Here is a 19,105-nt window from a genome sequence, read left to right as displayed (position 1 = left end):
CCGAGGCGATCCTTCGCGCGAAAGTTGCAAAACGGGGCGAATGATGGAAACTGGAGACTCAAACAGACCTTGAGTCGGCTATGCATGGTGGGGACGAAAACATGGATCACGGGAACCGAACTGAGCGCGAGGCATTGTTTCCCGTGAAACATCCTCCCGGGCAGTACCTCGAAGTAGACGGGCAACGTCTGCATCTGTTCGTCCGGGGAACCGGCCCCACGATCGTTCTCTGCGGCGGCCTGGGCAGTAACTGGTTCGACTGGAACGACACCGTCGATATCTTGAGCGCCCGCCATCATGTCGTGGTTCTCGACCGCCCCGGCTTCGGACTCAGCGACCCTCTACCCGATGGCGCCACTCCCAACGTCCGCGGCGAGGCCGACAGGATCGTCGGCGTCCTCGACGCGCTCGGTGTCACCGAGCCGGCCGTCGTCGCGGGTCACTCGATTGCCGGCTTCTACGCAGAAGCAGTGGCCCGGCTGTACCCGTCGCGCATACGTGGTGTTCTTCTCCTGGACTCGAGCGCCGAGTCCGACCCCCGCCGCATCCTTCCGGCGGCTCTGCGAGTGCGCGCAGCGCATTCCCTGTCGACGCTACTGAGCCGCACGGGCCTTCAGCGGCTCGTCGGCCCGCGCGTCCGACCGATACTCAACCAGGCGACGCCGCCCGACGGGACACCGAAGGACGTCGTCGACTGGGTCGACGACATCTACCGCAGGCCTACCTATCTCACGGCTGCACTCGTCGAAGATGTCGTCTACCCGGACCTCGCGGCCGAATTGAACCGACTTCGGAAGCGATTGCCACTCGTTGTTCCCGTTATCGTCGCGGCCGCCCACACCGGACGCCCGTCCCCGTGGGGACGCAGATGGATCAAGACCCAGCGCAAGCTGGCCACATACTTGCGAGCGGATTTCACCGTCGTCATACCCGCCCATCACCACGCCATGATCGACAAACCCGCCGAGGTCGCGGCGCTCATCACCGAACTGGTGTGAACCTTTCCCGTCGACGCACGTAACGTGTGTCGACGAGCCCGTAGCCCAAGACCCGAGCCGAAGCTCGGCGATGGCGCGGTAGCACGAGAGGAAATTGAAGATGGGTGCGATCAGCACAACGCAAGGTCGACAGTCGAAGATGCTCGGTCTGGGCGTTCACCGCCCCGAACGTATAGTCACCAACGATGAGATCTGCGAGTTCATCGACTCCAGTGACGAGTGGATTCAGACGCGATCGGGCATCAAGAACCGCCGATTCGCCGACCCCGAAGAAAACGTCGTCCAGATGTCGATCTCGGCAGGCCGAAAAGCACTCGAAGCCAGCGGCATCTCCGCCGAGCAGGTCGACACCGTCATCGTCGCGACCTCCACACACCTCGAACTGACACCCCAAGCAGCCGCCAAGGTTGCCCACGGACTCGGCACCAAAGGACCGGCCGCGTTCGACATCTGCGCCGGATGCGCAGGCTTCTGCTACGCACTCGCCGTCGCATCGGACCTGGTCAAGGCCGGAACCTCGCAGTATGTCCTCGTCATCGGAGCCGAGCAGCTCAGCGTCACCACCGACCCGTACGACCGCACCACCCGCTTCATCTTCGCCGACGGCGCCGGAGCCGTCGTCGTCGGACAGAGCGACGAAACCGAAATCGGACCCGCCGTATGGGGGTCCGACGGCTCGCAGTCCGACGCCATCGTGCAGACCACGGACTGGTACGAATACATCACGACAGCCAACATGGAACGACCCTGGATCAGGATGAACGGAATCTCCGTCTTCCGCTGGGCTGCATTCGAGATGGGCAAGGCCGCACAGAAGGTACTCGACGTCGCCGGCATCAAAACCGACGAACTGCACGCCTTCATCCCGCACCAGGCCAACAGCCGCATCACCGACCTGCTGGCGAAGAGTCTCAACCTGGACGAAGGCACCGCCGTCGCCAACGACATCGCCGAAACCGGCAACACCTCGGCTGCGTCCATCCCCCTGGCAATGGAAGAACTACTGCGCACCGGAAAAGCCAAAGCAGGCGACACAGCGCTGCTCCTCGCCTTCGGTGCGGGACTGTCCTACGCCGGACAGGTCGTCAAACTCCCGAAGCTGTAATCACTCCACCCGTCCGCAGCCCACACCCACCCGCAGTCCACCTATCCGCAGTCCACTCGATGTGACATTCAGTGGCCTTTTCGGCAGTCAATGTCACGTTGAGTGGACTCGGGCCGGGTGGGGTGGGGTGGGTGCGAGTGGACTCGGGCCGGGTGGACTTGGGTGCGGGTGGACTCGGGCCGGGTGGGCGGTCCGCCGAGGGTCTGGCCGAGTCAGCTTTCGGGTCGTAGGGTTGGTTCATGCCCAAGCCTCCGTTGCCCGTTGATGCTGTCGAGTTGCTGAAGAAAGCGAATCCCGCTGTCATGGCGGTGGTTCGTGCCGATGGAACTCCGATCACCGCGCCCACGTGGTATTTGTGGGAGGACGGGAAGATCGTGCTCAATTTCGATGCTTCACGTAAGCGGCTGGAGCACATTCGGGCGAATCCGAAGGTCTCGATTTCGGTGATGGACGAGGCCAGTTGGTATACGCATGTGACGGTGCACGGTTCGATCGAACTGCAGGACGACCCGGATCTGGTGGATATCGATCGCATCGCGACGCATTACACCGGCGAGCGGTATCCGGTTCGCGATCAGCCGCGCGTGACCGGTTACGTGACTGTCGACGCGTATGTGGGCTGGGGCAAGGTCGGTTCGTAGACGTCGCGTTGCCGCTTGCGACGGCCCAATTCAGGTGCAAGACTCCCGCAATGGTCAATCCGCAGGGTGAAGGTAGCGACGCGTTCGAGAAGGACGAGCCGTACGGGGGTCAGCAGTACCCGCCGTATCAGGACCCGAACACGAGCTACCAGAACCCGCAGCACGGACAACCTCAGTACCAAAATCGTCAGTACCCGAACCCTCAGTACGGACAACCCCAATACGGGCAACCCCAGTACGGGCAACCCCAGTACGGACAGCCGCAATACGGTCAGGCCCCGTATGACGGAGCGGGTTTTCGGCCGGCACCCGCGACGAACACGTTGGCGATCGTGTCGCTCGTGTTGGCGGTGTTGGGTCTGACGTTCATCCCGCTGATCGCGTCGGTGTGTGCGGTGGTGTGTGGCCACGTTGCGAAGGGCCAGATCAAGCGCACCGGCGAGGGCGGGTCAGGATTTGCGACGGCAGGTCTGATCGTCGGCTACGTGTCGGTTGCCCTGTTCGTCCTCGTCGTGGCTGCTATTTTCATCTTCGCGATAGCAGCCTCGAATTCATCCACGTATTGAGTTCGGTTGCTGCGCCAGTCGGCCGTTCATCGCTGCGGCCCACAGGCCGGCGATGACTGCCAACGCAATGACGAACAGCGCCAAGGCGTTCCATCCGAGTGACTGAAAGACCACTCCGCCGAGCCAGCCCACGACGGACGATCCTCCGTAGTAGAACAGGTTGTACAGCGATGTCGCCTGCGCCCGTCCGTGGACGGCTCGCTGGCCGGTCCATCCCGACGCGATGGCGTGGGCGGCGAAGAATCCCATCGTGAAGATCACCAGCCCGGTGAGGATCACGGCCAGGTTCGACGCCATCGTCAGTGCGACTCCGACGATCATGGTAGCGGTCGATCCGGCGAGGACGATCGACCGGCCGTGCTTCGTCGCCAACTTCCCCGCCACTCGCGAGGACACCGTGCCACTGAGGTAGGCCACGAAGATCAGGCTGATCAGAGACTGTGGAAGTCCGAAAGGTGCTGCCTCGAGCCGGAATCCGAGGAAGTTGTAGACCGCGACGAATCCTCCCATCAGCAGGAACCCCTGGCCGTACAGCGCCAGCATCCCCGGCTCTCGAAGATTCACCCACAACCGACCGGGTAGGTCACCGATCTTGCTGTGCACGAGGGTGGTTCGCGGCCGCGGTGCCAACCACACGAACAGTCCTGCTGCCAGCGCCGCGATCACCGACACCGTGAGGGTTCCGATTCGCCAATTGGTCTGTTCTGCAACGGGTCCTGAGACTATTCGCCCCAGCAGCCCACCGAGCGTCGTACCGGACACGTAGGTCGCCGCTGCCAGCGCGGTGTGATTGCGGTGCACCTCCTCGCTGAGATAGGCGATCGCAATGGCCGGAAGTCCGCCCAGCGCAGCACCTTCGAAGAATCGCAGGACCAGCAGCACCTCGAGCGAAGGCGACAGAGGCACCAGCAAACCCAGTGTCGTCGCGACGAGTATCGAGGCGGTCATCGCTCGAACGCGTCCGATTCGGTCGGCCGCGACCGACCACGGAATGACCGACACCGCGACGCCGACGGTCGCCAGGCCGACGGCGAGCGAGGACTGCGACGGGGTGATGTCGAGACTGGACGCGATCAGCGGCAGAATCCCCTGTACCGAGTAGAGCTGCGCGAACGTCGCCACTCCGGCGAACAGCAGCGCCAACACGAGACGCCGGTACTCGGTCGATCCCTTGGGATGCCCCTCCCACTCCAGGACCTCGGGCTGCGTCGTAGTCATGTCCAAGACGTTAGAAGCGCTCACGGTATACGTCCAATGCATGAGACCTCAGCGATCGATACGTCAGCGATATGCTTCGCTCATGCGCCGCGAGACCACCGAGCTGCTACCACTTCTGCCGACCCTGGTCGCGGTGGCGGACACCGAGCACATCACCGACGCCGCCCACGTCCTGGGAGTCCCGCAACCCACCGTCAGTCGGCAGGTCGCCCGCGCGTCGGCGATCCTCGGCGTCGACATCGTGGAACGACGGGGCCGCGGCATCGTGCTGACCAGTACCGGCCGCGTCCTCATCCCGTATCTTCAACGAGCCCTGAGCGACATCGACGCCGGTATCGACGCCATGACCGAGCACGACGCCCGAGCGCGTGGCCGAATAGCCGTCGCGTTCCAGAACACACTCGGTGAGGACGTCGTGCCCGCACTGATCCGGCACTTTCGCGTCGACCATCCCGCGGTGACGTTCGATCTCGACCAAGGCGCACGTGCACGCTGCCTGGATCGCCTCGCAGATCGCGCGTCCGACCTGGCGTTCGTGTCTTTGAGCGCCGAACACACCGACACGAATTCCTTCCAGCTGTACGACGAGCGGCTGATGCTGGTGGTCCCCGAACATCACCGCCTCGCGTCGCGGAAGACGGTCGATCTCGCCGATACCGCCGACGAGAACTACATCGCCATGGGCCACGGATACGGAATGCGCTCGATCTGTGACGAGCTGTGGGCCGATGCCGGATTCAGCCCGCGCATCGCGTTCGAGGGACAGGACACCCATACCGTGCGCGGACTCGTCGGCGCCGGCCTCGGCATTGCCATCCTGCCGCGGATCCGTGCACACGGCGCCGAGGGTGGAACGGTCGACGTGGGACTCACCCAACCGGCTGCGCGCAGGCGAATCGGCATGGTGTGGGAGCCGGGGACGGACATGCCCCGCCAGGTGGCGGCCTTCCGCTCGATGGTGCAACGCAGTGGACGCACACTCGTGATTAGGTGAGTCGATGCAACTGGTTCTGGTACGGCACGCCCTTCCGCGACGATCGGAGTCCTCGGCCGATCCCGATCTCGACGAACTGGGCGTCGAGCAATCCCGCCGAGTGCCGGATGCGCTGGCACGCTTCACGGTGTCCCGAGTCGTGTCGAGTTCGCAGCAACGCGCGATCCGGACCGCGCAGCCACTCGCCGAACGGCTCGGTCTCGAGATCACGACCGACGACCGTCTGACCGAGTACGACCGGGACTTCGGCGGCTACGTCCCGATCGAGGCCGCGAAGACCGAATTTCGCGACGCCTACGACCGCATCAAGGCCGGTCACCTACCCGAGCAGGTCGACGAGCAGGCCTTCCGCCGGCGAGTTCTCGCCGGAGTGGCCGAAATCGTCTCGACCGCCGCGCACTCCGATACCGTCGTCCTCTTCGCTCACGGCGGCGTCGTCAACATGCTGTTGCAAGACATTCTGCAGACCCCGAAGGTGCTCGGATTTCCCATCGACTACTGCTCGGTGACGCGTGTGCTCTTCTCCCGCAGCGGTGCCCGATCGGTCTCGTCGGTCAACGAGACCGCCCACGTGTGGGACCTGTTGCCGCGCAACCGACAATCCACAGAGACCTCTTAAAGTCCCTGCTAGAGGGGCAGAACGGCCGCTGTGGATCGCTCCGAGTGGTCGGTGCGGCCGGCGGTGGCAGTTAGCCTCGAAGTCATCATGGGTGAAATGCGTATCTTCCGACGTCCTGCCGTTGCTCTCGTCGCACTGGCGTTCCCTCTGGTGGCTGTGGGTGCGTTCGCACTCGGCACCGGCTACGACCTGGGCGGAGAATCGACCACGACGACCGCCGTTGTCGCAGACACTCAGCAGGCCCCGGCCGAGGCACAGCAGACGGCCGATCCCCTGTCCAAGGCCAGGAGCAGCCTCAACAGCGCCTCGCTCCCGATCACCTTTCTCTCCAGCGGCATCGGTCAGCTGACCGAAGGCGGAACGCAGCTCAACGACGGCGTCGGCCAACTTGCCGACGGCATCACCCAGGCTCACGACGGAACCATCCAGCTCGCCGACGGGTTCGGCCAGTACCGCGACGGCATCGGCCAGCTCGGTGACGGCGCATCGCAGATCAGCGGGGGTGTCGACCAGGTCGTCGACCAGCTCGCCGGATTCGGAGCTCTGCAGGCCGACTTCACGGCAAAGCTCGCCGCCACGGCAGACACGGTCGATCGCTTCCCGCATCCGGGGTCCGACGCGATTTCCGGCGAGATCCGCGGAGTGATCGACAACCTCAACACTCAGGCGTTCGGTCCCGATACGCTCGCTCAGCTGCAGACCCTCAAGGGTGGTGCTCAGCAGCTGTCGACCGAACTGAACGACCCCAACAGTCAGTTCCTCGGTGCCACCGCGCAGCTCGGCGACGCAACCGTGCAGTTGCGTGACGGACTCGGCCAGCTCGACGACGGCGGGCAGCAACTCAAAGCCGGCACCGATCAGCTCGTGACGTCGGTGAAACCCGTCGAGGGAATCGTCAACGGCATCGCCACCAATGTGCGCGACGCCTCCGCCGCCCTCCCGGCAAAAGCGGCGGCCACGACCGATGACGCGACCTCCGACCAGAGCGTTGCAGCGACGGCGACGAGCACCGGTACCGGTGCCACCCCGTATCTGATTGCCGCCCTCGTGGCACTCGGAGCTCTCGGCTGCGTCAGCCTCGTGCGGGTCCTGGGCAGGGACACCAAGCCGCGGTGGCTCGCCGTCGGAGCGGCCGTCGCCGCAGTGGGTGTCAGCGCGGCCGTCGCATTCGCCTTCGCCACCGACGCCGCCCTCGGACCGGTGATCGGAGCCGGCGCGTTCCTCATCGTGTCGGCCGCGGCTTATCTCGCCACCGCAGGCGCAATTCAACGAGTCCTCGGTGCCGTCGTCGGGCAGATCGTCAACGTCGTCGCCCTCGTGGTGCAGGTCGTCGTCTGCGGATTCGCGTACGCATCGACGGCACCGATCTGGGGCGACCTCGCCGCCTTCATGCCGATGAGCTACACCGCCGCCGGTGCCCGCATCATCGCGTCGGGAGAGATGAGCGGGACCGGGTGGCTGGCGATCGGTGCCACGGTGGCGCTGCTTGCCGTCTCGGCACTCGTGTACGTCAGCGCGCGGGCAGGCTCAACCGACGGGCCGGAGCGGATGGATGGCGGGCGGGGCCGCGAGATGGGCACCGAATTCGCTTAGCGCCTGCTGCAGGTGCGGGGTCTGCATGTGGCCGTCGAGGTCCTCCTGCGACTTCCATACCTCGATGGTGATGAAGGTGCCCGGCTCGACCGCCGACTCGAACAACTTGTAGGAGACGTTGCCGCTCTCCTTGCGTGACTCGGCGACCAGAGCCACGAGCCCGTCGCGCACGGTGTCGATTGCGTCCGGCTTGGCGGTGATCGTCGCGACTACCTCGAGATCGTTGATCATGCGGAATCGGTTCCTTCGTTCGGCGAGACACACTCTTCCTCACCGAACGTACTCCCGACCCACCTAAGGTGAGGTGTCCACGCGGGAAGGGAAGAAGCAGTGAATCAGACGGCAACCGAGGATCGCGCCACGAAGAAGGAATGGCTCGGCCTCGCGGTACTGGTGGTGCCGATCCTCGTGGTCTCCATGGACATGTCGGTGCTGTATCTCGCACTGCCCTTCATGACGGCCGATCTCGAACCCACCAGCAACCAGACCCTGTGGATCCTCGACATCTACGGATTTCTGCTTGCCGGTCTGCTGATCACCATGGGCTCGCTCGGCGACCGCATCGGTCGGCGGACCCTGCTGATGGTCGGCGCGGTGGTCTTCGGCGCGGCATCACTCGCCGCGACGTTCTCCACCTCCCCCGAGATGCTGCTCGTCGCACGTGCTCTGCTCGGAGTGGGCGGAGCCACCATCGCGCCGAGCACACTGTCGTTGATTCGCAACATGTTTCACAACCCTGCACAGCGCAAGGAAGCGATCGGCCTGTGGACCGCCGGTTTCGCAGGCGGCGCAGCCGTGGGCCCAGTTGTCGGAGGCGTTCTGCTGGAACACTTCTGGTGGGGTTCGGTCTTCCTGATCAACATCCCCATCATGGTCGTGCTCTTCGTTGCGGCCCCGCTACTGGTCCCCGAGTTCAAGGACAGTGACCCCGGAAAGTTCGACCCGATCAGCGTGATCCTCGCGATCTCGTCGATGCTCTCGATCGTGTTCGCCATCAAGCACGGGGCCCAGGACGGTATCGACGCCACGACGATCACCACCGCGATCCTCGGCCTGGCACTCGGCTTCGTGTTCGTCATCCGGCAACGCAAGGCATCGAACCCGCTCATCGACGTGACGCTCTTCGCCGAACGTGCTTTCAGCGCTGCAGTCGTCGTGCAATTTCTGGTCATCTTCTCCATGACCGGCTTCAGCCTGTTCGCCTCTCAGTACCTGCAGCTGGTTCTGGGACTCGGACCACTCCGCGCCGGACTGTGGTTGCTGATTCCCGCTGCCGCAGCGGCGGCCGGTGCCGTCACCGCACCGACGATGAGCAAGGTGATCCCCACCGGCACCATCATTTCGGCGGGCCTGCTGTCCATCGTCTTCGGCTGCGTCGCACTGATATTCGTGCAATCCGACTCCGGCCTGCCGCTGCTGCTGACCGGAATGGCCCTGGTCACGTTCGGGATCGGAGCAGCATCGACTCTGAACTCCGACATCGTGCTGACCGCTGCGGCCCCCGAAAAGGCCGGGGCTGCATCGGCATTGTCGGAAACCGGGGCCGAGCTCGGCGGTGCCGTCGGCATCGCGATTCTCGGCACCATCGGCAGCACCGTCTATCGACACCGCATGGAGGACGCCATCCCGGCGGGCACACCGGCCGAGATCGCCGATCCGGCCCGCGAAACCATCGGCGGCGCAATAGCAGTGGCCGACTATCTGCCGGAGCCGTTCGCATCGCAGTTGACCGATGTCGCGCACTCGTCCTTCATCGACGGCTTCAACCTCGCCGCCGGTACGAGCGCCGTGCTGATGTTCGTCAGTGCCGTCGTCGTGTTCCTGTTGCTCCGTCGGGTTCCTGCTAGTACGTCGTAGTCAGACCGCGTCGGCGAGGTAACGCGCCAACCACCGCGTCGCCGACACCCCGTCTCCGACGTCGTAGGTCTGATATTCCTGGTGGATGCCCGAACGGTAGAAGGCCTCGATCTCCCGCTGACGCTGGGCGTTGGCCTGATCCGACAGCTGCCCCTGCAGTACGGGTAATCCACCGGACGCAGCGAGGTCGGCGATCAACGATTGTGCTTCCTGGGTGTACTGATCTGCGACGTCGGGCGCAGGGTTGGACGACACGGCGAGGAAGCCCGCGAGTCGCGCCACGTAATCGTCCTTGGGCGTCGAGCAGTACAGATCGCCGACGGCGCAGAACGTGCGCACCACCGGACTGACGTAGCCGAATCCGCCGACCCTGGGTCCACCGACGCCGGTACCCACCACAGGGGGACCGACCAGGGCGTCGGTGTCCGACCGCTTCGGGTCGGAGACGAGCCCGACCGCCACCACCTTGTCGGCCGGAACCACCCCGAGACCGGTTCCGATGGACGCGGCGAGATCACCGGCCGCGTCCGCTCCCTGGCTGTAGCCGATGATGCCTAATTTCGTTGCGCCGCAGCGATCCGCCATCGCCTTCAGCATGCCGCCTGCATTGGTGACGGCAGCAGCACGCGACTGCCCGTACACCTCGCCCTCCCACGGGAACGCGGTGGCGGGATACGAGACGTACTCGGTGCGGATGTCCCCGCCGAGGCGATCGGTGACGTCGGTCAGCATCCCCGGCTTCGGCGCAGCACCGGAGCTGGTCTCCCACGTTCCCGGAATCGCGACGACGTACATCGAGGGACAACCGCCGGGATCGGCGGCGGCGGGCGATGCCCCGACGACCAGACCGGACGCAACAGCTGCAGCGACGCCGACACCGGCGCAGAATTTCTTGACACTCATGGGGAGGGGGCCTCACTGGGTGATCGAACGCTTCTTGTGTTCGATCACCACAATGACAGCGGCCTGTGACCATCCGATGCCCACATGGTTAACGGACGTAACCGTGCGTCACACGGTTCGCCGCCACCCGTCGGGATCGGTCGCGCCCCCGTCGGGATCAATGCGGCTTTCAGTCGCTCAGAGTGCAACAAAGGGACATTGATCCCGACGGGACGGACGGAAAACTACCTACCGCTGCGGCGCCTGGGTGGGCACGATCGGCGACGGCAGTGCCGTTGCTCCCTGCAGGAAGGTGTCGACGGCGGCCGCGCAGGAGCGGCCCTCGGCGATGGCCCACACGATGAGCGACTGACCGCGGCCCATGTCTCCGGCGACGAAGACGCCAGGGACGTTGGTGACCCACTCGTTGGTGCGCTCGACGTTTCCGCGCTGGTTGAAGTCGACGCCCAGGTCGGTCAGCAGACCGCCCTTGTCGGGTCCGACGAAGCCCATGGCGAGGAGCACGAGATCGGCTTCGAGGGTGAACTCGCTGCCTTCGATCTTCTCGAACTTGCCTGCCTTGAACTCGACCTCGCAGGCTTCGAGTGCGGTGACCTTGCCGTTCTCACCGACGAAACGCTCGGTGTTGACGGAGAAGACGCGCTCGCCGCCTTCCTCGTGTGCGGACGCGACGCGGTACATCAGCGGGTACGTCGGCCATGGGGTGGAGGTGGCGCGCTCCTCGGGCGGACGCGCCATGATCTCGAACTGGTGGACGCTTGCCGCGCCCTGACGGTGCGAGGTGCCCAAGCAGTCGGCCCCGGTGTCGCCGCCGCCGATGATGACGACCTTCTTGCCCTCGGCACTGACCGGCGGCTGCTCGAAGTCGCCCTGCTGGACGCGGTTGGCGTGCGGCAGGAACTCCATGGCCTGGTAGATGCCGTCGAGTTCGCGGCCCTCGATGGGCAGGTCGCGCCAGGCGGTGGCACCGCCGGAGAGGACGACGGCGTCGAACTGCTCACGCAGTTCGTCGGCCGAGATGTCAACGCCCACATCGACACCCGTGCGGAAGACGGTGCCCTCGGCCTCCATCTGCGCGAGCCGACGATCGATGTGGCGCTTCTCCATCTTGAACTCGGGAATGCCGTAGCGCAGCAATCCGCCGATGCGATCGGCACGCTCGAACACGGTGACGGTGTGGCCGGCGCGGGTGAGCTGCTGCGCAGCAGCAAGTCCCGCCGGTCCGGAGCCGACGACGGCGACGGTCTTGCCGGTCAGGTGCGTCGGGTAGACCGGCGTGACCCAGCCTTCCTCGAAGGCCTTGTCGATGATCTCGACCTCGACCTGCTTGATGGTCACCGGATCCTGGTTGATGCCCAGGACACACGCCGCCTCACACGGAGCGGGGCACAACCGTCCGGTGAATTCCGGAAAGTTGTTGGTGGCGTGCAGGCGATCGATGCTGTCGCGCCAGCGATCCTTGAACACCAGGTCGTTCCACTCGGGAATCAGGTTCCCGAGGGGACAACCGTTGTGGCAGAACGGAATGCCACAGTCCATGCATCGGCTGGCCTGGGTGCGCAGAGTGTCCTTCGAGAAGTCCTCGTAGACCTCTTTCCAGTCCATCAGGCGCAGATCGACGGGCCGCCGCTTGGGTACTTCGCGAACCGTGTTCTTCAAAAATCCCTGTGGGTCACCCACGAGCTGCCTCCATGATCGCTTCGTCCACGTCCGCGCCGTTCTTCTCGGCTTCGGAGATGGCCAGCAGTACCTTCTTGTAGTCGCGAGGCATGACCTTCACGAAATGGTTCACCTGCTGTGACCAATCCGCGAGGATCCGCTCGGCCACCTCGGAGCCGGTCTGCTCCTGGTGACGAGTGACGATGTCCTTCAACCAGGTGAATTCGTCGCCCTCGAGCTCGTCGATGTCGACCAGCTCGGTGTTGAGGTTGGCCTCGAACGTCTTGTTCGGATCGAAGATGAACGCGACGCCGCCGGACATGCCGGCACCGAAGTTTCGTCCCGTCGTGCCGAGGATGACGACCTTGCCGCCGGTCATGTACTCGCAGCCGTGATCGCCGACGCCTTCGACGACAGCAACGGCACCGGAGTTACGAACCGCGAACCGCTCGCCGACGACGCCGCGGATCAGGGCTTCACCGCTGGTGGCACCGAACAGGAACACGTTGCCGCCGATGATGTTGTCCTCGGCCACGAAGCCCTTCGGAGCGTTCAGCGACGGTCGCAGCACGAGATGTCCACCGGATAGGCCCTTGCCGACGAAGTCGTTGGCGTCTCCGTTGAGGCGCAACGTCATACCGGAGGGCACGAACGCACCGAAACTGTTGCCGGCCGAGCCGGTGAACGTGATCTCGATGGTGTCGTCCGGGAGGCCGACCCCGCCGTACGCCTTGGTCACCTCGTGTCCGAGCATCGTGCCGACGGTGCGGTTGACGTTGGTGATCTTGGACTCGAACGCGACCTTCTCGCCCTTGTCCAACGCATTGCGGCTGGCCGAGATGAGCTGCTGATCGAGGGCCTTGTCGAGACCGTGATCCTGAACGCCTGTGTTGTACAGGTTCTGGTTCATGAACGCCGACTCGACCTCTTCGAGGATCGGCGACAGATCGAGCTTCGACGCCTTCCAGTGCTCCTTGGCCGCGGTCGTGTCGAGCAGACCGACCTGGCCGACGGCTTCGTCGAGCGTGCGGAAGCCGAGCTCGGCCATGAGCTCACGCACCTCTTCGGCGATGAACATGAAGAAGTTCTCGACGAACTCGGGCTTGCCAGCAAAACGCTTGCGCAGCAACGGGTTCTGTGTCGCAACACCGACGGGGCAGGTATCGAGGTGGCAGACGCGCATCATGATGCAGCCCGACACGACGAGCGGAGCGGTGGCGAAACCGAACTCCTCGCCGCCGAGCAGAGCAGCGACCATGACGTCGCGGCCGGTCTTGAGCTGGCCGTCGACCTGCACGACGATGCGATCGCGAAGACCGTTGAGCAGCAACGTCTGCTGGGTCTCGGCCAAGCCGAGCTCCCACGGTCCACCTGCGTGCTTGACCGACGTCAGCGGCGTCGCGCCGGTGCCGCCGTCGTGGCCCGAGATGAGCACCACGTCCGCGTGCGCCTTGGACACACCCGCCGCAACGGTGCCGACTCCGACCTCGGAGACGAGCTTGACGTGAATGCGAGCCGACGGGTTCGCGTTCTTCAGGTCGTGGATAAGCTGCGCCAGATCCTCGATCGAGTAGATGTCGTGGTGCGGCGGCGGCGAGATCAGACCGACACCCGGCGTGGAGTGCCGAACCTCGGCAACCCACGGGTACACCTTGTGAGCCGGAAGCTGGCCGCCCTCACCGGGCTTGGCTCCCTGCGCCATCTTGATCTGGATGTCGGTGCAGTTGGTCAAGTAGTGCGAGGTGACGCCGAAACGTCCCGACGCGACCTGCTTGATGGCACTGCGTCGCCAATCGCCGTTCTCGTCCGGCTCGAAGCGCGAGACGTCCTCGCCGCCCTCACCGGAGTTCGAGCGTCCACCGAGACGGTTCATCGCGATGGCAAGGGTCTCGTGTGCCTCGGCCGAGATGGAGCCGTAGCTCATCGCACCCGTGGAGAAACGCTTGACGATCTCGCTGGCCGGCTCGACCTCGTCGATCGAAATAGCCTGTCGCTCTTCGGTCTTGAAGCGGAACAGACCGCGCAGCGACGCGAGCCGCTCGGACTGGTCGTCGACCATCTTCGTGTATTCCTTGAAGATGTCGTACTGACCGGTGCGGGTGGAGTGCTGCAGCTTGAAGACGGTGTCGGGGTTGAAGAGGTGGTACTCCCCTTCCCGACGCCACTGGTACTCGCCGCCCGTCTCGAGCTCACGGTGTGCGCGTTCCTGACGGTTGTCGAGGTACGCGACGCCATGTCGCGCTGCGACGTCGTCGGCGACCTGGTCGAGATCGATACCGCCGAGGTGGCTGTTGAGCCCGGTGAAGTACTCGTCGACCAGTTCCTGCGACAGGCCGATGACCTGGAACAGCTGGGCTCCGGTGTACGACGCGAGAGTCGAGATGCCCATCTTGGACATCACCTTCAGCACGCCCTTGCCTGCGGCTTTGATGTAGTTGCCGACGGCCTTGTCGAAGTCGATGCCGGTGAGGGCACCGCGCTCGATCATGTCCTCGATCGACTCGAAAGCCATGTACGGATTGACAGCTGCCGCACCGAATCCGATGAGCAGAGCCATGTGGTGCACCTCGCGGGCGTCACCGGCTTCGATGATCAGACCGACCTTGGTGCGGGTCTTCTCACGAACGAGATGGTGGTGCACTGCCGAGGTGAGGAGCAACGACGGAATCGGAGCGAGCTTCTCACTGGACTCTCGGTCGGAGAGCACGATGATCCGCGCCCCGCCCGAAATGGCAGCGGAAACCTGAGCGCGGATGGCCTCCAACGCCTTTCGGAGACCTTCACCGCCTTCGGCAACCGGGTACAAGCCACGCACGACCACCGAGCGCAGCTCTTCCTGCGTGCCCTCGTCGTTGATGTGGACGAGCTTGGCGAGGTCGTCGTTGTGCAGGATCGGCTGGGGCAGCACGATCTGCTTGCAGCCGTCGGCACCCGGGTTGAGCAGATCACCCTCGGGACCGATGGTGCCACCGAGGCTGGTGACGATCTCTTCACGGATCGCGTCGAGCGGCGGGTTGGTGACCTGGGCGAACAGCTGCGAGAAGTAGTCGAACAACATCCGCGGACGTGCCGACAGCACGGCGATCGGGGTATCGGTACCCATCGAACCGATGGCCTCGGCACCGGACTTCGCCATCGGCGAGACCAGCACGTTCAGTTCCTCGGTGGTGTATCCGAAGATCTGCTGGCGGATCAGCACGCGATCGTGCGGCATGTGCACGTGCGGCCGCTCGGGCAGATCGTCGATCGACGTCAGGCCCTCGTCGAGCCACTGCTGGTACGGGTGCTCGGCGGCGAGTTCGTCCTTGATCTCGTCGTCGGAGACGATGCGGCCCTGTGCGGTGTCCACCAGGAACATCCGGCCCGGCTGCAGACGCACCTTGCGGACGACCTTGGACGGGTCGATGTCCAGCACGCCGACCTCGGAAGCCATGACGACCAAGCCGTCGTCGGTGACCCACAGGCGGCTGGGGCGCAGACCGTTGCGGTCCAGAACGGCGCCGATGACGGTGCCGTCGGTGAAGCACACCGAGGCCGGTCCGTCCCAGGGCTCCATCAGCGAGGAGTGGTACTTGTAGAACGCCCGGCGCGCGGGGTCCATGGACTCGTGCCGCTCCCAGGCCTCGGGAATCATCATCAGCACGGCATGCGGCAGGCTGCGGCCGCCGAGGTGCAGCAGTTCGAGCACCTCGTCGAAACGTGCTGTGTCACTGGCTCCGTGGGTGACGACGGGGAAGATCTTCTCGAGCGCTTCCGAGCCACCGAACACGTCGGAGGTGATGAGGGCCTCGCGGGCGCGCATCCAGTTCTCGTTGCCGGTCGCGGTGTTGATCTCACCGTTGTGTGCGACCCGGCGGAACGGGTGGGCCAACGGCCACGACGGGAACGTGTTGGTCGAGAAACGCGAATGCACAAGTCCCAGTGCACTTTCGACGCGCTCGTCCTGCAGGTCGAGGTAGAAGCCCTTGAGCTGGGGCGTGGTCAGCATGCCCTTGTAGACGAACGTCTGCGAGGACAGTGACGGGAAGTACACGGTCTCGCGACCGGGGCCGTCCTTGCCTGCGCCCTCTTCACCCAACTCGTGTTCGACGCGCTTGCGAATGACGAAGGCACGACGCTCGAGTTCGAGGTCGGTGATCGCCGCGTCGGGAGCGGAGAAGAACAACTGACGGAACGTCGGCATCGCGTCGCGCGCCAACGCGCCCAAGGAGGAGTCGTCGGTGGGGACCTCACGCCATCCGAGGACGGTCATGCCTTCGCTCTCGACGATGCGCTCGACACCCTCGCACGCGCGTGCGGCGTCGCTGCGGCCCTGCGGCAGGAATGCGACACCTGTTGCGTAGGCACCGGGTGCGGGGAGCTCGAAATCTACGACGGCGCGGAAGAACGCGTCCGGTACCTGGATCAGAATGCCCGCACCGTCGCCGGTGTTCGGTTCGGAGCCCGCGGCACCGCGGTGCTCGAGGTTGACCAGTGCGGTGATCGCCTTCTCGACGATGTCGCGACTGCGGCGACCGTGCATGTCCACCACGAATGCGACACCACAGGAGTCGTGTTCGTTGACGGGATCGTAGAGGCCTTGCGGGCCCGGAGTGTGCTTCATACCTAGCCTTCGGATAAGTCCAGCCTTGAAACTCGTCGGCGACGGTGTGGTGTAACCGGCTGCTCGAACGGCCTGCGGTGCGTCCTCGCCGTTGAAGCAGCACCTGTCGATCTTCCACGCTTTCCTCTGCACGGGCGGGTGGGCTCGTGGTAGAAAAGTGAAGGTCTCGACGGATCAGGCCGTGGTGAGGCCGATCCAATTACGAACGATAAGTCAGTACCAGGGTGCTCTCGCAAATAAGGTAAGCCTACTTCGGGCTCTCACCTGCGATTTTCCACCGAATCGACGGGGTCCGGAATCCGGCTCTGCATCGACACGTCGACATCGTTGTCGAACTACACGAATGTAAGGCATCACCCGCGCTCACACGCCGGGGTTCGAAGAAACTACTGGCCGCAGCGATCGAGATCAGCTGCGGCCAGTGTGGTGGGCGGAGGGGGACTTGAACCCCCACGTCCCGAAGGACACTGGCACCTGAAGCCAGCGCGTCTGCCATTCCGCCACCCGCCCGGGTGACGGCGAGAACACTAACACGCACCCCGCCGTGCTCGAAAATCGCCGTCTCGAGCTGCCCCGAGCAACCGGCGGCACAGCGTTGCTGTCGGCCGCACCGTATATCATGCTTGCAGCGCGACTTCGTGATGACACGCGGCCGTCGCACCGTTGTAGGCAACAGGCACCACAGGGTGGAAGAACACAGTGAGAGGAGGGGTCACGATGGGCATCGTTCAGCGTTTCGAACGCAAGCTGCAGAGCGCTGTCGGCGACGTCTTCGCCCGCGTGTTCGGCGGCGGCGTCGTACCGGCCGAAGTCGAGGCGGCGCTGCAACAGGAGGCGTCCGATCTCGTTCGCCCCTTGGACGGCGGTCATTACCTGGCACCCAACAACTACGTGATCACGATCAACAGCTCGGATCACGAGGAACTTGCCGGTGATCGCGAGCTCACGGTCAAGGCTTTCTCGCGTCACCTGGACGATTACATCCGTGATCAGGGGTGGCAGACCTACGGTGACGTGGTGGTTCGCTTCGAACCGTCGCCCACCCTTCACACCGGACAGTTCCGGGCCAGTGGCTCGGTCGATCCCGATGTGGGACGATCGGCGATTGCTGCGCAGAACAGCTCTGTTCAGCAGAACGCGTCGGCACAGCCAGCCCGTCCCGTCCCTTCAGCCACGCAGCGACCGACTGCCCCACCGATGTCGATACCAGGAGCCGGCCACATGACGCAGAACCCAGGCTACGACCCGCAGCGCGACCCCGCGGACGGACATCGTCCGGATCCGCGCGCGCGCAACGGATACGCCGGTGGCCAGGATCCCCGCTACGCGGCGCGTGAGCAGAACGGATACGACGCGCAGGGTTACGCGCCCGCCGATCGAGATCAGCGCTACGACCAGCAGCCGTACAACGCCCAGGGCTACGAGAACCAGGGCTACGACGAGCAGCCGTACGCCCAGCACGGCCAGGCCTACAGCGCCGCCGGCGGCCAGGAGCAGGGATACGACCAGGCCTACGGAGCACCCAACGGTCAGGAGCAGGGTTACGACGCCCAGGGCTACGACCGAGCGGGCTACAACGCGCAGGGTTACGACGCTCAGGGCTACAACGCCCAGGGTTACGACGCGCAGGGCTACAACGGTGCCGGTTACGACTACAACGGTGGCGAGCAGGGCGGTGCCTACAGCGAGGCTCCCTATCAGGAGCAGGCGTACGGCGAGCCCGCCGGCCGCTATGCCGAGCCGCAGGGTGCCGGTTACCCACAGCAGGGCTACCAGCAGCCCGCCTACGACTACCCGCCTGCCCAAGCGCCCTACGGCCGCGGCTACCCCCAGGGTGCCGGTGATCGCGGGGACGGCTACGGCTACGACCAGCCGGCGTCCTACGCAGGTCAGCCCCAGGCGCTCGCCGCGACCCTTCAGCTCGAGGACGGCAGCGGCCGCTACTTCCAGCTCCGGGACGGACAGAACATCATCGGGCGCGGCCAGGACGCCCAGTTCCGCCTCCCCGACACCGGAGTGTCACGCCGACACATCGAGATTCGCTGGGATGGCCGAGTGGCCATGCTGTCCGATCTGGGATCCACCAACGGAACCACCGTCAACGGTGCACCCGTCCAGGATTGGCAACTGGCCGACGGCGACGTGATCCGCGCCGGTCACTCCGAGATTCTGGTCCGGATCGTCTGATCACCGGAGTGGCCCGGCCGACCGAGATGTTCGTCTCCTCGACTCGCAGGTTCGCCCACCCGTATGTCGTCCACACGAGCGACTGCACCCTATGATGCTGCGAGACAACCATGTCTGTCGCGCCGCCGCGTCGGATTGTGGGGGATGCAGGTCCGATCGCGA

At 64.8% G+C, this 19,105-nt stretch carries 14 protein-coding genes and 1 tRNA gene; 9 read left to right on the top strand and 6 right to left on the bottom strand.

What is annotated here, in order from left to right:
* Positions 1–101: 101 nt before the first annotated feature.
* The 4 genes from J2X62_RS09080 (at position 102) to J2X62_RS09065 (ending at position 3,310) form a co-directional block, all read left to right on the top strand.
* On the top strand, positions 102–998 hold the full coding sequence (locus tag J2X62_RS09080) for an alpha/beta hydrolase (protein ID WP_310179840.1): 897 nt from the start codon (positions 102–104) through the stop codon (positions 996–998).
* Positions 999–1,098: 100 nt separating this feature from the next.
* Entirely contained in the window at positions 1,099–2,103 is a 1,005-nt protein-coding gene (locus tag J2X62_RS09075; RefSeq protein ID WP_027494965.1) for a beta-ketoacyl-ACP synthase III, read from the top strand.
* Between the two features lie 239 nt (positions 2,104–2,342).
* Positions 2,343–2,744, top strand: a complete 402-nt coding sequence (locus tag J2X62_RS09070; RefSeq protein WP_032367602.1) for a PPOX class F420-dependent oxidoreductase — start codon at positions 2,343–2,345, stop codon at positions 2,742–2,744.
* Positions 2,745–2,794: 50 nt separating this feature from the next.
* On the top strand, positions 2,795–3,310 hold the full coding sequence (locus J2X62_RS09065; protein WP_310179837.1) for a DUF4190 domain-containing protein: 516 nt from the start codon (positions 2,795–2,797) through the stop codon (positions 3,308–3,310).
* Here the strand turns inward: J2X62_RS09065 and J2X62_RS09060 are convergent.
* Positions 3,296–4,528 carry an MFS transporter gene (locus tag J2X62_RS09060; RefSeq protein WP_051365314.1) on the bottom strand — a complete coding sequence of 411 codons (1,233 nt, stop codon included), beginning with the start codon at positions 4,526–4,528 and terminating at the stop codon, positions 3,296–3,298. The two genes, J2X62_RS09065 and J2X62_RS09060, sit on opposite strands and share 15 nt — an antisense overlap.
* Positions 4,529–4,610: 82 nt before the next feature.
* On the opposite strand from J2X62_RS09060, the gene J2X62_RS09055 reads away from it, so the two are divergent.
* The 3 genes from J2X62_RS09055 to J2X62_RS09045 all read left to right on the top strand — a co-directional run bounded on the left by J2X62_RS09055 (position 4,611) and on the right by J2X62_RS09045 (position 7,734).
* The gene (locus J2X62_RS09055) at positions 4,611–5,522 is read left to right on the top strand and encodes a LysR family transcriptional regulator (RefSeq protein WP_155290241.1); all 912 of its coding nucleotides are present in this window, start codon (positions 4,611–4,613) and stop codon (positions 5,520–5,522) included.
* Between the two features lie 4 nt (positions 5,523–5,526).
* Positions 5,527–6,141 (top strand): histidine phosphatase family protein, encoded by a 615-nt coding sequence (locus J2X62_RS09050; RefSeq protein ID WP_094642767.1) that lies wholly within the window; start codon positions 5,527–5,529, stop codon positions 6,139–6,141.
* Positions 6,142–6,237: 96 nt separating this feature from the next.
* Positions 6,238–7,734: a phage infection protein gene (locus J2X62_RS09045; RefSeq protein WP_235579956.1), complete on the top strand. Its 1,497-nt coding sequence runs from the start codon at positions 6,238–6,240 to the stop codon at positions 7,732–7,734.
* On the opposite strand, the gene J2X62_RS09040 is transcribed toward J2X62_RS09045, so the two are convergent.
* Entirely contained in the window at positions 7,669–7,962 is a 294-nt protein-coding gene (locus J2X62_RS09040; RefSeq protein WP_032367959.1) for a putative quinol monooxygenase, read from the bottom strand. The genes J2X62_RS09045 and J2X62_RS09040 overlap by 66 nt on opposite strands.
* A gap of 102 nt (positions 7,963–8,064) precedes the next feature.
* Here J2X62_RS09040 and J2X62_RS09035 point away from each other — a divergent pair, with 102 nt between their 5' ends.
* Complete coding sequence (locus tag J2X62_RS09035) at positions 8,065–9,591, top strand: MFS transporter (protein ID WP_032392647.1); 1,527 nt, start codon at positions 8,065–8,067, stop codon at positions 9,589–9,591.
* On the opposite strand, the gene J2X62_RS09030 is transcribed toward J2X62_RS09035, so the two are convergent.
* From J2X62_RS09030 to J2X62_RS09015, 4 genes are all read right to left on the bottom strand, one after another.
* The gene (locus J2X62_RS09030) at positions 9,592–10,494 is read right to left on the bottom strand and encodes a cutinase family protein (RefSeq protein WP_310179830.1); all 903 of its coding nucleotides are present in this window, start codon (positions 10,492–10,494) and stop codon (positions 9,592–9,594) included.
* A gap of 228 nt (positions 10,495–10,722) precedes the next feature.
* Positions 10,723–12,174 (bottom strand): glutamate synthase subunit beta, encoded by a 1,452-nt coding sequence (locus J2X62_RS09025; RefSeq protein WP_032367609.1) that lies wholly within the window; start codon positions 12,172–12,174, stop codon positions 10,723–10,725.
* A complete protein-coding gene (gene gltB / locus J2X62_RS09020; RefSeq protein WP_032385264.1) occupies positions 12,167–16,756 on the bottom strand; it encodes a glutamate synthase large subunit in 4,590 nt (1,529 codons plus the stop codon). The genes J2X62_RS09025 and gltB overlap by 8 nt, the downstream gene beginning before the upstream one ends.
* A gap of 424 nt (positions 16,757–17,180) precedes the next feature.
* Positions 17,181–17,266 (bottom strand) — tRNA-Leu (locus J2X62_RS09015).
* Positions 17,267–17,473: 207 nt separating this feature from the next.
* On the opposite strand from J2X62_RS09015, the gene J2X62_RS09010 reads away from it, so the two are divergent.
* Complete coding sequence (locus J2X62_RS09010; RefSeq protein ID WP_032407757.1) at positions 17,474–18,943, top strand: DUF3662 and FHA domain-containing protein; 1,470 nt, start codon at positions 17,474–17,476, stop codon at positions 18,941–18,943.
* Positions 18,944–19,105: the final 162 nt, after the last annotated feature.

This window comes from Rhodococcus sp. 3258, from assembly GCF_031456475.1.
Taxonomy (GTDB): Bacteria; Actinomycetota; Actinomycetes; order Mycobacteriales; family Mycobacteriaceae; genus Rhodococcoides; species Rhodococcoides fascians.
This window is presented reverse-complemented; position numbering and strand designations above follow the sequence as displayed.

What these genes read in the sequence shown, in the direction of transcription:
- J2X62_RS09050 (WP_094642767.1), top strand. Translation starts at nt 5,527, where the DNA reads ATGCAACTGGTTCTGGTACGGCACGCCCTTCCGCGACGATCGGAGTCC.
- J2X62_RS09055 (WP_155290241.1), top strand. Translation starts at nt 4,611, where the DNA reads ATGCGCCGCGAGACCACCGAGCTGCTACCACTTCTGCCGACCCTGGTC.
- J2X62_RS09070 (WP_032367602.1), top strand. Translation starts at nt 2,343, where the DNA reads ATGCCCAAGCCTCCGTTGCCCGTTGATGCTGTCGAGTTGCTGAAGAAA.
- J2X62_RS09030 (WP_310179830.1), bottom strand. Translation starts at nt 10,494, where the DNA reads ATGAGTGTCAAGAAATTCTGCGCCGGTGTCGGCGTCGCTGCAGCTGTT.
- J2X62_RS09080 (WP_310179840.1), top strand. Translation starts at nt 102, where the DNA reads ATGGATCACGGGAACCGAACTGAGCGCGAGGCATTGTTTCCCGTGAAA.
- J2X62_RS09060 (WP_051365314.1), bottom strand. Translation starts at nt 4,528, where the DNA reads ATGACTACGACGCAGCCCGAGGTCCTGGAGTGGGAGGGGCATCCCAAG.
- J2X62_RS09045 (WP_235579956.1), top strand. Translation starts at nt 6,238, where the DNA reads ATGCGTATCTTCCGACGTCCTGCCGTTGCTCTCGTCGCACTGGCGTTC.
- J2X62_RS09010 (WP_032407757.1), top strand. Translation starts at nt 17,474, where the DNA reads ATGGGCATCGTTCAGCGTTTCGAACGCAAGCTGCAGAGCGCTGTCGGC.
- J2X62_RS09075 (WP_027494965.1), top strand. Translation starts at nt 1,099, where the DNA reads ATGGGTGCGATCAGCACAACGCAAGGTCGACAGTCGAAGATGCTCGGT.
- J2X62_RS09065 (WP_310179837.1), top strand. Translation starts at nt 2,795, where the DNA reads ATGGTCAATCCGCAGGGTGAAGGTAGCGACGCGTTCGAGAAGGACGAG.
- gltB (WP_032385264.1), bottom strand. Translation starts at nt 16,756, where the DNA reads ATGAAGCACACTCCGGGCCCGCAAGGCCTCTACGATCCCGTCAACGAA.